General features: G+C 63.8%; 12 protein-coding genes. 8 read left to right on the forward strand and 4 right to left on the reverse strand.

What is annotated here, in order from left to right:
• Positions 1 to 59 precede the first annotated feature (59 nt).
• Genes DQ230_RS06470 through DQ230_RS06480 form a run of 3 tightly spaced genes read left to right on the forward strand, consistent with a single transcriptional unit; the run spans position 60 to position 2,873 of the window.
• Positions 60 to 1,157 carry an ABC transporter ATP-binding protein gene (locus tag DQ230_RS06470; RefSeq protein WP_113911754.1) on the forward strand — a complete coding sequence of 366 codons (1,098 nt, stop codon included), beginning with the start codon at positions 60 to 62 and terminating at the stop codon, positions 1,155 to 1,157.
• A 3-nt stretch (positions 1,158 to 1,160) separates the two neighbouring features.
• Positions 1,161 to 2,018: an ABC transporter permease gene (locus tag DQ230_RS06475; RefSeq protein WP_113911755.1), complete on the forward strand. Its 858-nt coding sequence runs from the start codon at positions 1,161 to 1,163 to the stop codon at positions 2,016 to 2,018.
• A 3-nt stretch (positions 2,019 to 2,021) separates the two neighbouring features.
• Positions 2,022 to 2,873 carry an ABC transporter permease gene (locus DQ230_RS06480; RefSeq protein ID WP_113911756.1) on the forward strand — a complete coding sequence of 284 codons (852 nt, stop codon included), beginning with the start codon at positions 2,022 to 2,024 and terminating at the stop codon, positions 2,871 to 2,873.
• A 32-nt stretch (positions 2,874 to 2,905) separates the two neighbouring features.
• Here DQ230_RS06480 and DQ230_RS06485 read toward each other — a convergent pair whose 3' ends face one another.
• The 4 genes from DQ230_RS06485 to DQ230_RS06500 all read right to left on the reverse strand — a co-directional run bounded on the left by DQ230_RS06485 (position 2,906) and on the right by DQ230_RS06500 (position 7,284).
• Entirely contained in the window at positions 2,906 to 3,475 is a 570-nt protein-coding gene (locus DQ230_RS06485) for a L,D-transpeptidase (RefSeq protein WP_113911757.1), read from the reverse strand.
• Positions 3,476 to 3,566: 91 nt separating this feature from the next.
• A complete protein-coding gene (locus DQ230_RS06490) occupies positions 3,567 to 4,214 on the reverse strand; it encodes a LuxR C-terminal-related transcriptional regulator (RefSeq protein WP_113911758.1) in 648 nt (215 codons plus the stop codon).
• Complete coding sequence (locus DQ230_RS06495; protein ID WP_113911759.1) at positions 4,211 to 6,319, reverse strand: sensor histidine kinase; 2,109 nt, start codon at positions 6,317 to 6,319, stop codon at positions 4,211 to 4,213. Before DQ230_RS06495 ends, DQ230_RS06490 begins: the two co-directional genes overlap by 4 nt.
• A gap of 344 nt (positions 6,320 to 6,663) precedes the next feature.
• A complete protein-coding gene (locus DQ230_RS06500; RefSeq protein ID WP_113911760.1) occupies positions 6,664 to 7,284 on the reverse strand; it encodes a TetR/AcrR family transcriptional regulator in 621 nt (206 codons plus the stop codon).
• Positions 7,285 to 7,400: 116 nt separating this feature from the next.
• On the opposite strand from DQ230_RS06500, the gene DQ230_RS06505 reads away from it, so the two are divergent.
• From DQ230_RS06505 to DQ230_RS06525, 5 genes are read left to right on the forward strand one after another with little or no spacing between them, the layout of a single operon-like run.
• Entirely contained in the window at positions 7,401 to 8,459 is a 1,059-nt protein-coding gene (locus DQ230_RS06505; protein ID WP_238987438.1) for an extracellular solute-binding protein, read from the forward strand.
• Complete coding sequence (locus tag DQ230_RS06510) at positions 8,431 to 9,321, forward strand: ABC transporter permease (RefSeq protein ID WP_238987439.1); 891 nt, start codon at positions 8,431 to 8,433, stop codon at positions 9,319 to 9,321. Before DQ230_RS06505 ends, DQ230_RS06510 begins: the two co-directional genes overlap by 29 nt.
• Complete coding sequence (locus DQ230_RS06515) at positions 9,318 to 10,091, forward strand: ABC transporter permease (protein ID WP_113911762.1); 774 nt, start codon at positions 9,318 to 9,320, stop codon at positions 10,089 to 10,091. The genes DQ230_RS06510 and DQ230_RS06515 overlap by 4 nt, the downstream gene beginning before the upstream one ends.
• Positions 10,088 to 11,131, forward strand: coding sequence for an ABC transporter ATP-binding protein (locus DQ230_RS17505; protein WP_113911763.1), 1,044 nt, complete (start codon positions 10,088 to 10,090; stop codon positions 11,129 to 11,131). Before DQ230_RS06515 ends, DQ230_RS17505 begins: the two co-directional genes overlap by 4 nt.
• Complete coding sequence (locus tag DQ230_RS06525) at positions 11,128 to 11,859, forward strand: MBL fold metallo-hydrolase (RefSeq protein WP_113911764.1); 732 nt, start codon at positions 11,128 to 11,130, stop codon at positions 11,857 to 11,859. Before DQ230_RS17505 ends, DQ230_RS06525 begins: the two co-directional genes overlap by 4 nt.
• Positions 11,860 to 12,025: the final 166 nt, after the last annotated feature.

Genomic DNA, 12,025 nt, shown 5'->3' on the forward strand with positions numbered 1-12,025 from the left:
TGAAATTGACGGGCGGCCCTGCCACGGGCCGCCCGTATCCTGTTTATACGGAAATCCCCATGACGCCTGACCTGGAATGCACCGACCTGACCCGCCGCTTTGGCGAGACGCTGGCGGTTGACGATGTCTCTTTCTCGGTGCCTGCCGGGTCTTTTTTCTCGATCCTGGGGCCTTCGGGCTGTGGCAAGACGACGATCATGCGCATGATCGCCGGTTTTCTTGAGCCCACCTCCGGGGATATTCAGATCAAGGGCCGCTCGGTTTTGGACGTGCCGCCGAACAAGCGTCCGGTCAACATGGTGTTTCAGCATCTGGCGCTGTTCCCGATGATGAATGTCGAGGCCAATATCGGCTATGGCCTGCGCCGCGCGGGCATGGCCAAGCCAGAAATTTCCCGCAAGGTGGACGAGGTGCTGGAGCGGATCGGCCTGCCCGGCGTGGGCAAGCGCAAGGTGGACGAGCTGTCGGGCGGCCAGCGCCAGCGGATCGCCATCGCCCGCTGCATGGTGCTGGAGCCGGACGTTCTGCTGCTGGACGAACCCTTGGGCGCGCTGGACCTGAAGCTGCGCGAGCGGATGAAGATCGAGCTGAAGGCGCTACAGGCCGAGTTTGACACCACCTTCGTCTACATCACCCACGACCAGTCCGAGGCGCTGGTGATGTCAGACCGCATTGCCGTCATGAACAAGGGCAAGTTTGAGCAGGTCGGCACCGGTCAGGATCTGTATTTCCGCCCGCAAACCCCCTTCGTTGCCAGCTTTGTCGGCGACAGCAACCGCTGGCGCGGCACGGTCGAACGCACAAGCGGCAGCACGGTCGAGCTGCGAACAGAAACCGGCCTGACCATGCGCGCCGCCGCCAAATCGCCCCAGGCCAAGGGCGCCACCGTCGATATATTCGTGCGCCCCGAAGCGATCCGGCTGGCCCATGACGACGCCGATCTGGCGCAATTCGACAACCGCATTTTTGGCCGCGTCAGCAGCCTGCTGTTCAACGGTGCGGCCAGCCGTATTCTGGTGGAAAGCTATGAAAGCGGCGGCGAGGTCGAAGTGACCTTGCCGCAATCGGGCGAGTTTTCCGATCTCAAGCGCGGCGTGCCGGTGCATATCGGCTGGACTGCCGAAAACGCCAACTGCTTTGCCGCGGGCGAGGGTTAGGGCATGGCCGCCAGCGCCCGTCTGGGATTTATCCTGCTGCTGTTGCCGCTTTTGCTGTGGCTGACGTTGCTGATCATCATCCCGCATATCGATATGCTGCTGCTGTCGCTGCGCGAACGCGTCGGCGTGGGCGAATATCAGACCAGCATCGCCAATTACGCCACCATCGCGACCGAGCCGCTGTATATGCGCACCTTCATGCGCACCGCCGTCATGTCCGTTCTGGCCACGGCGATCACATTGCTGATCGCATTCCCGGTTTCCTACTATATCGCAAAAATGGTGCGGGGTCGTGCGCGGTCCGCGCTGTTTCTGCTGTGCCTGATCCCGTTCTGGGTGTCCGAGCTGGTGCGCACTTTTGGCTGGATGATCCTGTTGCGCGAAACCGGCGTCATCTCGCAATTCCTGCAATGGACGGGCATCGTCTCGGGCCCGGTTGAAATGCTGTATAACGACGCGGCCATCATGGTCGGGCTGGTCTATACCTCCATGCTGTTCATGGTGGTGCCGCTGGTCACGACGCTGGACAGTCTGGACGATGCGGTGATCGAGGCGGGCTATGATCTGGGCGGATCGGGCTGGTCCGTCATGCGCGAAATCGTCATTCCCCATGCGGTGCCGGGCATCGTTTCGGGCTGCATCGTGGTGTTCATGCTGTCACTGGGCAACTACCTGACGCCCACCATGCTGGGCGGCAAGGACAGCCTGTGGTTTACCGAAATGATCTATTCGCAGTTCATCGTCAGGTTCAACTGGGAGCTGGGCGCGGCGTTCGGGTTCATGCTGCTGTTCCTGTCATCCTTCATCATCTGGATCGTGCTGCGCCTGACCGGCCAGACGCTTGAGCGGACAATGGGATAAGCCATGATACCCACCATCCCCACACCCCGCGCGCTGACGGTCATCTGGACCAGCTATGTCGTGTTGTTCTTTGTCTACCTGACGCTGCCGCTGGCGGTTGTCGCGGTGTTTGCGTTCAACGACAGCCAGTTTCCGTCGCTGCCGTGGCAGGGCTTCACGCTGGACTGGTTTTTCGGCAGCGCGGCGCCCAAGATCGGCGTCTTTCACGAACAGGCCATCCTTGGCGCGATCGGCACCTCGGCGTTTGTCGGCGTTTGCGTCGCGGCCTTGTCCGTTGCGGTCGGCACGTCCAACGCGTTTTTGTTCAACCGCTACAAGTTTCGCGGGCGCGGCCTGCTGTATATTCTGATGCTGCTTCCGCTGGTGGTGCCGGGGATCGTGCTGGGCATTTCGATTCTGGTGTTTTCATCCACCATGGCCAATCAGCTTTGGGATGTTGCGAAAATCGATTCGGCGTTTCTGCGGCCCGGTCTGGGTCTGGTCATCCTGGGCCAGTTTTCGTTTATCACCACAATCGCCACACTGGTCATCTCAGCCCGCCTGCAAAAATTCGACACCTCGCTGGAGGAGGCGGCGCTGAACCTTGGTGCCAGCCGCCTGACGGCGGTGCGCACCATCACCATCCCGTTCCTGATGCCCGCCATCGTCGGCGCGGCGGTGGTGGCGTTTTTGATGAGTTTCGAGAATTTCAACACCACCTTGATGCTGGTCGGCTCGGACGCGCCGCTGACCATTGCGATGTTTGACCGCCTGAAGGAGGGGTCGACCCCGCTGCTGAACGCGGTGTCGCTGCTGCTGATGCTGGGATCATTCGTTCTGGCGCTGATCCTGATCGCGTTTCAGAAACGCAGCTAGGGCGGCGCCGCAACAGGGCGCCGCCGCTGCGGTCAGATCAGGCGAACCTGCGTGCCAACGGGGCAGAGCGCGAACAGCTCTTCGATCTTGGCATTATAGAGGCCAATGCATCCGTCGGACGATTTGCGCCCGATCTTGCGCGTGTCATGCGTGCCGTGGATCAGGTAGGCGGGCCAGCTGAGGTACATTGCGTGCGTTCCCAGCGGGTTATCGGGGCCGGGCGGCATGTATTTGTAATGCGGAAACCGCTTCATCATCGACGCGGTCGGCGTCCAGTCGGGACCGACCTTTTTGCGCACGATCTTGGTATAGCCGCGCTTGGTCAATTCTTCGCTGATGGGCACGGAGGTGGGATAGACGCGGTAATCCTTGCCGTCGCCGCTCCAGTAATGCAGGGCGCGCGACTGCGTGTCCGACACGATTGTTGCCACGCCGAGATCGTCAAAATGGTCCTGCCAGTTCTGCACGACGAAGCTGGACGCGTTGCGGCGGCTGAATTCGTCCGCGCGCAGCACCGTGGGCATGGCCAGCCCGCCTGCGGCCCCACCGGCGATTGCAAGGCCGGACATCAGCGCGCGGCGTCTTGTCATGTGATTGGACATGATTCTCCTTTCTGCTCTGTCTTTGGGCCGAAAGGGATCGCAGCAGCCTTAAGGGCAGCTTAAGGAATGGGCGCCGTGCCCTGTAATCTGGCTAATCCTTGCCAGCGATCAGGCCCATGCGCGCGGCCTGATACGTGGCCTCGGCCCGGCTGGAGATGTTGAGCTTGCGGTAGATCGCCTTGATATGGCTGGCCACGGTGGAGGGCGCCAGATCCAGTGCCAGCGCCACATCGGCCACGCGCAGGCCGCGCGCGATCAGGCCCAGAACCTCGGCCTCGCGCGGGGTCAGCGCGCCGCCATCCTCGGCAATCGGGCCGGTGGCGCGGAAGTGGGCCATGACGCGCCGCGCGATGGCGGGCGACAGGGGCGGCACGCCGTCGCCGATCAGCTGCAAATGCCGCTCGATCAGGCCGGGCGGATCGCTTTTGAGGATGTAGCCTTGGGCGCCCGCTGACAGCGCAGCGACGATGGCGCTGTCGCTGCCCATGACCGTGGTGACGATGGGCAGAACGGAGGTCTGGCACTGTGCCAGTTTGCGCAACACGTCATAGCCGTCGCCATCGGGCAGGCCGATATCCACCAGCGCGATGGAAAATTGATAGCGCCCGCATGCCTCCAGAGCGCTGCGCACGTCGCACGCCTCGCAGATTTCGGCGCCCGGAAACACCGCGCGCACCCGGTCGGCCAGAAAAAGGCGGCTGGCGCGGATGTCTTCGACGATCAGAACGCGCGCGGTCATGCGGCACCCTGCCGGGCCGGTTCGGGCGCGCTCAGTAGCACGCTCAGCGCCATTTCGGTGCCGCCGTCATCGGTGCTGATACGTGCCGATCCGTTCAGCAGGCGCGCCCGTTCGGCGATGTTTGCCAGACCGTTGCCAGCGCCGCCGGGGGCCGCAAAGCCGCAGCCGTCATCGCGCATCACCAGCCGTAATTGTCCGCCCTCGCAGGACAGGGCCACCTCCAGCCGGGTGGCGCCGGAATGTTTGATGGTGTTGCTGGCCGCCTCGCGCAGGATGGCGCGCAAGCTGTTGGCCTGACGGAAATCCAGCTGAATGTCGGACAGGTCGGGCGCGCCCGGCTGCGGCCAATGCAGCGCGATATCGTGCAGCTCCAGCCGGTCGGCCAGTTCGGTGCGCAGGTCGGCGGCGATTTCCGCCAGATCGAACCGCGCGTTGAAGCCGGCGTTGATGATCCCGCGCAGATCGCCCAGCGTATCGCGCAGAAGGTCATCCTTGCGGCGCCCGTCGGCGGTGTGCAGCGCGCTCAGCAGTTGGGCGCCGATATTGTCATGCACGTCGCGGCTGATCCGCTCGCGTTCGCCGCGCACGCCGGATTCGTAGGAATCGCGGCTATGGCTGACCATGCCGTGAATGTCGATCAGGGTGCGCGCGGTGGCCACATCGCTGCGGTTGAACAATCGCCGTCCCCCTGCCGCATAGCGCAGCCGGCGCGGCGCCAGACCGGCGGCGCCCGGCAGCTCCAGCGCCAGCCCGTTTTCGGCAATGCGGGGCGCATCCGGCCCCGGCTCCGGCCGCTCGATTGCCACGGCAGGCGCATAGATCGCCGTCAGCAGCGCGTCCCAGCGGCGATCCTGCTGCGCATTCGTGGGCGCCAGCGCGACCCCCAGCAGATCGGCCGTATGTCCCTCGATCGTGGCCCGGCGCGGGGTGAACAGCCAGCGCAGCAGCATCTGGCGCAGCGGAAAATACAGGAACCCCGCAACCAGCAGCGACATCGACAGCGACGCCCAAGGCTGCCGGTTCAGCCAGCCAACCAGCGCCAGATCCACCGCCAGGATCAGCGCGGCCCCCGCCAGCCACAGCCAGACATAATAGGCGTAGCGATCCAGATCGAACACCCGCCAGCGCGTCACGGCAAAGGCAAGGCCGATATGCATCAGGTTGAAAAACCCGAACGCATAGCCCTGCTGCACAAGGCCCGCATCGCTCAGCCCCAGCGTCGGCGGCATCACCGACAGGGCAATGAACAGCGAACAGCCCAGCAACGATGTCAGGAAAAACCAGCGCAGGCCGGCCCGGTCCAGCGGCTCGCCGCGGGCGCGTATCCATTGAAGGGTTGCGATGATGATCGCGCCCAGCATCTGGCTCATCACGATCAGCGGCACGATGGTCATCGGCCACAGCGCCAGCTGATCGCCCACGTATAGCGCGCCATACAAGGCGGCGATCAGCCACAGCCAGCGGCCCCGGATCAAGGGCCGGGGATACAACAGAAACAGCGCGACCAGCGCCGTGCCAAACGCCACCGCGCCAAAATGGTTGATCCCCGAAAGCACGCGAAACAGGCTGCCGTCCAGCGCGACAAACCGCGTCGAATAGACAGATGCGGGCAGGGTGAACAGGGGCAGGAACAGCGATGTCAGCCCAAACATCGCGGCGCCCGGCATGCTGGCCCTCAGCGCCAGAACCCAGCCGCCGACCAGCAGCGCCAGAATGGCCACCCCTTGCTGAAACCAGAATACGAATGGCAGATCGCCCAAACTACGCAGGCGTGGCACCAGTTCGCCCGCATCCGTGCCGCCGCCCGGCAGGCGCCAGACCGCCGCAACGCTATCCTGGCCCAAAACCTCGGCCAGTTGCGTCTGGCGCTGGTAAAAGGCGGACATCGCGGCGAAACTGCCCAGCGTGTCAGGCTCTTCGATCAGATCGGCCGGCGTCACATCCTGCGCGCCCAGCCGGACCGGCACGGCGCCCTCCGGCAGATCCAGCTGCGGCTGCCCGGTGGCCAGCCAGATCGCCAGCGCAGGCCCCAGAACGGCCAGCAGTGCCGCAATGGCCAGCGTCGTTGCAGGGGAATGGGGCAGATCACGGCGCAGAAGGCTCATAGGGCAGGGTCCTTGGTTCGGTCTATCCAGCCGCGTCCCCGCCGCCCGGTCAAGCGCTTTGACGCGCGGGGCTGAAATTTGGTGCGCCGTCCGGGCAAGGCTTCGGGGGGGCGCCCTGCGCAGTTCATCGCCCGCGCGGCTAGCAGGGGTCCGCCACCGGGCGTGCCGATAACCTGGCATGACCGAGCGGCAGAACCCCTGCGCCGACAATAAATGGATCAAAAGGACTTGTTTAAATTACACTGACCGGCATCCCCGACGCACTGCGAAGCCATCGGGATACCGCAGACAGTGTCGGTCAAATCGGGCTGTCTGACACTCCCCTGTTCAGGGGATGGAGGGATTTATCCGCGCGGCGCGATCAGGCGCGCCAGCGTTTCGGTTTGGCGGGCGACGCGCAGTTTTAGTGTCTGGCGCGTCATCGCGTCATCCTTGACGAAATCCATGAACATGGCATTCAGATTGTTGAACACAATCTCGCCCAGCGATTGGACGTCCAGCCCCGCCATCACCTCGCCGCGCTGCTGCAAGCCGGCGATCAGCGCGACCACCTGCGCGCTCAGCGCGCCATCCAGCTGCGAGTATCGCGCGCCGTTGGGTGTATGCGGTGCCTCGACCGACAGGGCCATTGCGGTGCGCCACATTTCCTTGCTCAGATATTCCAGCGAATGATCGTAATAGACCGCGATCAGCGCCGTGATTGCCTGCTGCGCGCCCTTGGGCGGGTCGGCGACGATGGCGGCGCCCGCGCTCAGCACTTCTTCGACTTCCATCGCGACGGTGGCGATCAGGATATCCCCCTTGGAGCCGTAATAGTTGTAAACCGTGCCCGGTGAGACATCTGCCATTCCGGCCAGATCCTCGATCCGGGCGGCGCGGTATCCGTCGCGGCGAAACAGCGTGACGGCGGCCTTCAGGATGCGCGCCTGCCGGTCTGCCTTATGTCTGGCGCGCAGTCCCGTCATATTTTGTCCCTTTCGCAGTCCGCGCCCGTTTTTACAGTTGACTTCAAATTTGAAGCAACTCATTTTTTCAGCCAAGGGGCGCAGCAGTCACCCCACCCCAACCAGGAGAGATGACCATGACATATCGCCCCCTGCGCCGTGCCTTACTGAGCTCCACGATGCTGGCGCTGCCCGCCGCCGCGATGGCCGCCGAAGACCTTAACGCGCTGGTCTGGTGCGACCACACCGACCCCGCCCTGATCGAACCGTTCGAGCAGGAGCATGGAATCCGCGTCAACCTGCGCGAATACGAGGGCACCGCCACCGCGCTGGCCTTGCTGGAACAGTCGCGCCCCGGTGACTGGGATGTTCTGGTAATCGACGCCATCGACGTGCCGCGTGCGGTCGACGCGGGCCTGATGGCCGAGCTGCCGGCCGATCAGCTGGCAACAACCGATTTTTTCCCCGGCGTCGCGATGGAGGCGCAAACGCAAGTGGACGGCAAAACCTACGCGGTGACCGAGAAATTCGGCTACAACACCGTGTCGTTCAATTCGGACAAGGTCGACGCCGCCGACATGCAGGATCTGTCGACGATCTGGAGCGAGAAATACAAGGACCGCATCGCTGTCTATGACTACTACCTGCCGGTCATGGGCCTTGCCGCGATTGCAAATGACATCGACACCGGCAACATCACCGCAAACGATCTGCCGACGCTGAAGGAAACCCTCTTTACCATGAAGGACAACGCCCGCTCGGTGGGCGAGGTGGTCGCCAGCCAGACCGCGCTGGCCACGGGCGAGGTTGATATCGTCATCGGCGGCGGCGAATGGCTGACCGCCGTTCTGGCCGAAGAACAGCCCGAGCTGACATGGACCATCCCCGATCAGGGCGCCGTGCGCTGGGCGCAATCCATCGGCGTGCTGGAAACCAGCGAGAACAAGGATCTGGCGGTGGAATTCGTCAAATACATCACCGGCCCCGAAGGGCAGGCGCGGCTGGCCACCTCTTCCTGCTACTGGGGCATGCCCGCGAACCAAAAGGCGGGCGCGCATCTGAGCGACGCGCAGAAAAAGGTGCTGCGCTGGGATGATCAGCCCGAATATCTGAAGCGCGCGCAGCTTTACCCGGCGCCCGATGCCGATCTGGACGGCCAGATGCAGGATGTCTGGCTGGAAATGCTTCAGCATTGATGGCCCGGCGCTGATGGCACGGCCCGACACGATACGCGGCTGGGGCTTTGTCGCCCCGGCCCTGATCTGGACGCTGGCGTTCTTTGTGGTGCCGTTCGGCGTCATGGCCGCGATGAGCCTTGCCACGCTTGACGGGCGCGAACTGGTCTGGGGGTTTTCGCTGGAAAACTACACGCGGCTGTTCGGGCAAAGCTACCTTTTGCGCGCCATCACCGTGTCGCTGGAAATCACCCTGACCGTTACCATCGTGTCAATCGTGCTGGCCTATCCGCTGGCGTGGATCATCGCCTACCGCGTGCCCGCCCGCTGGCAGCGGCTGGCGCTGCTCCTGGCGATCCTGCCGTTCTGGACGTCCTATGTGGTGCGCTCCTACGCGTGGCTTCTGGTGCTGTCGCGCGAGGGGGTGATTAACCAGACGTTGCTGGGGCTGGGTGTGATATCCGAGCCGCTGACGCTGGCCTCTACCCGGTTTGCCACCGTCACCGGGTTTGTGCATTTCTTCGTCATGCTGCTGACGCTGACGATCTACGCCAATCTGGTGCAACTGCCCGCCAATTACCGCCGCGCGGCAATAGATTTGGGCGCGTCCAGCTGGCAGGCGTTTCGGCATGTCGTGCTGCCGCTCACCATGCCGGGCATCGCAACCGGCGCCTTCCTGACCTTCGTTCTGTGCATCGGCGATTATATCACGCCGCAAATTCTGGGCGGCAATAACGAGCTGACAGGCCCGCAGATCATCATGGTGCAGCTGGGGCGCGGGGCCAATTTCCCGCTGGCCGCCGCGATGTCCATCGTGCTGATGGCGCTGGTGACGCTGGCCTATCTGGCCGCCTCCCGCTGGCTGCGTCTGGACCGGCTATGAGGCGCGCGATCCCCTGGATCTACATGGCGCTGGCCTACGCGTTCATATTTCTGCCGGTGGTGACGCTGGTGCTGTTCTCGTTTCAGGACGGGCGCCTGCCGGTGCCGCCCTTCAACGGGCCGACGCTGAAATGGTATGCCGATGTGCTGGGCGACACGCGGCTGATGTCGGCGCTGGGCAATTCGCTGCTGGTCGGCGCAGGCTCTGCCGCGCTGTCCTGCGCCTTGGGGTTCCTTGCCGCTTACGGCCTTGCGCGGCACGTGCTGCCCGGCGCGCTGCTTCTGCGCGGGCTGCTGATTGCGCCGATGACGGTCAGCTACCTGATCATCGGGCTGGGCCTGTTGATTGTGTTCAACAATTACGGCCCCGGCCCGTCGCTGTGGGCCGCCGGCGTTGGCCATGTCGTCATCAACCTGCCGCTGGCCTTTGCCATCATCTACGCGTCGATGGGCGCGCAGCAGGAAAACGCCGAGCGCGCCGCGCGCGACCTTGGCGCGTCCGAGGGCCGCGTTCTGACACTGGTGACGATCCCGATGCTGGCCCCCGCGATCCTTGCCGCGTTTTTCCTGTGCCTGACGCTCAGCTGGGATGAATTCATCATCGCGTTCCTGATGACCCGGTTTGACGTGACCCTGCCGGTCGAAATCTGGAGCCTTCTGCGCTCGGGTCTGTCGCCGCGCACCAACGCTATCGGCAGCCTCGTCTTCCTCGTCTCGGTTGCGCTGGTGATCGGGCTGGAAATCTTCATCTTCGGAAGGAAACGCCGTTGACCGCACCCATTTCCCTGTCCGGCATCAGCCATGAGTTCGGTGATTTTCGCGCGCTCGATGATATTAACCTTGATATCGAAGCGGGCGAATACATCGTCCTGCTGGGTCCCTCGGGCTGTGGCAAGACGACCCTGCTGTCGGTCCTCGGCGGGTTTATCAAGCCGTCGCGCGGCACCGTCCTGATCGGCGGGCGCGACATGACCGGCGTTGCCCCGGCCAAGCGGCCCACAACCACGATGTTTCAGGATTACGCCCTGTTTCCGCATATGTCCCTGCGCGACAATGTCGGCTTTGGCCCCCGCATGGCCGGCGTCGCCAAGGCGGCGCGCGATGCCAAGGCGGATGACCTTCTCGACCTTGTCGGGCTGAAGGAGGCCGCGAAAAAGCGCCCATATGCGCTGTCGGGTGGCCAGCGCCAGCGCGTTGCGCTGGCTCGCAGTCTGGCTGTCGATCCCGACGTGCTGCTGCTGGACGAACCCTTGGGCGCGCTGGACCTCAGCCTGCGCCGCGCCATGCAGGACGAGCTGAAGCAGATCCAGCGCAAGATCGGCACCACCTTCGTCCACGTCACCCACGATCAGGAGGAGGCTATGGCCATCGCCGACCGCATCGTGGTGATGAACAGCGGCCGGATCGAGGATTGCGGTGCGCCCGACCGGGTCTATCGCCAGCCCGGATCGCTGTTCGCCGCCGGCTTCATGGGCGAGATGAACCGCATACCCGGAACCCGCAAAGGCGCTGTAATAGAGACTGCCATCGGCCCCCTGCCTGCGCCGGATGGCACGCCCGCGGGCGCGCTGACGCTCTGCCTGCGCCCCGAACAGATCGGCACGGGCAAGGGCGGTTGGGACATGGGGCAGGCGCGGATCATGGATGCGGCGTTTTTCGGCACGCATTTCCGCTGCCAACTGGCACCTGTGGCCGCGCCGGAGCTTGTGCTGATCGCGCATCTGCCGCCAAATGCAAGGCCTGAACAGGGCAGCACCGTCTGCCTGTCCGCCGATCCTGCCGACCTGTCCATTTTCGAGGCCACAAGATGAAACGCGCCAAACCCGAAGACTGGTATCGCACCGAAAAACGCGCCGATGATGTGACCTATATCTGCGAGCCTCATATCCAGGAATTCTATCGCTGCAACATGTGGCACGTCCGGGGGCGCGACCGCGATATGCTGGTCGATAGCGGCATGGGTGTAGTCAGCCTGCGCGAATGGGTGCCGCTGGTGACCGAACGCGCGCTGACCGCCGTGGCCAGCCATACGCATTTCGACCATATCGGGTGCCACCACGAATTCGACGACCGCTGCGTGCACGAGGCCGAGGCGCATATTCTGGCCGATCCCACCAACGCCGCGACGCTGGCCGATCCCTACGTCACCGACGATATTTTCACGCAACTGCCGCCGCTGCCCTATACATCGCAGGATTACAGGGTCAAATCCGCCCCCGCGACCCGCATCCTGGCCGATGGCGACATGATTGATCTGGGCGACCGCCAATTTGAGGTGATCCACACCCCCGGCCATTCGCCCGGCGGCATCGCCCTGTGGGAGGCCCCGACCGGCATCCTGTTTTCCGGCGACATCGTCTATGACGGCCCGCTGATCGAGGATACATATCACGCCGATGCGGCTGATTATCACCGCTCGATGGTGCGGCTGTATGATCTGCCGGTTCGTGTTGTGCATGGCGGCCACTTTTCCAGCTATGGTGCAGACCGGCACCGCCAGATCATCAGGGATTGGCTGAACGCGCGCGAGCGGCTTTAGGGGCTGTATGCGCGCGTTGGCGGCAATCCGGCCACCTGCGCCCGGAACCTTGCAAAGACGTGAAGTCGGATATATGCGTTTGAAAACATCACCCTAACGCCGAAATCGCCACGCTGCCTGGCCGCCGATAGCCTTGCGCGCATCAACCCAGCTTGCGGTTGCCGCA

The sequence above is a fragment of the Roseovarius dicentrarchi genome (genome assembly GCF_003316635.1).
Taxonomy (GTDB): domain Bacteria; phylum Pseudomonadota; class Alphaproteobacteria; order Rhodobacterales; family Rhodobacteraceae; genus Roseovarius; species Roseovarius dicentrarchi.

What these genes read in the sequence shown, in the direction of transcription:
- DQ230_RS06485 (WP_113911757.1), bottom strand. Translation starts at nt 3,475, where the DNA reads ATGTCCAATCACATGACAAGACGCCGCGCGCTGATGTCCGGCCTTGCA.
- DQ230_RS06495 (WP_113911759.1), bottom strand. Translation starts at nt 6,319, where the DNA reads ATGAGCCTTCTGCGCCGTGATCTGCCCCATTCCCCTGCAACGACGCTG.
- DQ230_RS06525 (WP_113911764.1), top strand. Translation starts at nt 11,128, where the DNA reads ATGAAACGCGCCAAACCCGAAGACTGGTATCGCACCGAAAAACGCGCC.
- DQ230_RS06505 (WP_238987438.1), top strand. Translation starts at nt 7,401, where the DNA reads ATGACATATCGCCCCCTGCGCCGTGCCTTACTGAGCTCCACGATGCTG.
- DQ230_RS06475 (WP_113911755.1), top strand. Translation starts at nt 1,161, where the DNA reads ATGGCCGCCAGCGCCCGTCTGGGATTTATCCTGCTGCTGTTGCCGCTT.
- DQ230_RS06500 (WP_113911760.1), bottom strand. Translation starts at nt 7,284, where the DNA reads ATGACGGGACTGCGCGCCAGACATAAGGCAGACCGGCAGGCGCGCATC.
- DQ230_RS06510 (WP_238987439.1), top strand. Translation starts at nt 8,431, where the DNA reads ATGTCTGGCTGGAAATGCTTCAGCATTGATGGCCCGGCGCTGATGGCA.
- DQ230_RS06515 (WP_113911762.1), top strand. Translation starts at nt 9,318, where the DNA reads ATGAGGCGCGCGATCCCCTGGATCTACATGGCGCTGGCCTACGCGTTC.
- DQ230_RS06490 (WP_113911758.1), bottom strand. Translation starts at nt 4,214, where the DNA reads ATGACCGCGCGCGTTCTGATCGTCGAAGACATCCGCGCCAGCCGCCTT.
- DQ230_RS06470 (WP_113911754.1), top strand. Translation starts at nt 60, where the DNA reads ATGACGCCTGACCTGGAATGCACCGACCTGACCCGCCGCTTTGGCGAG.
- DQ230_RS06480 (WP_113911756.1), top strand. Translation starts at nt 2,022, where the DNA reads ATGATACCCACCATCCCCACACCCCGCGCGCTGACGGTCATCTGGACC.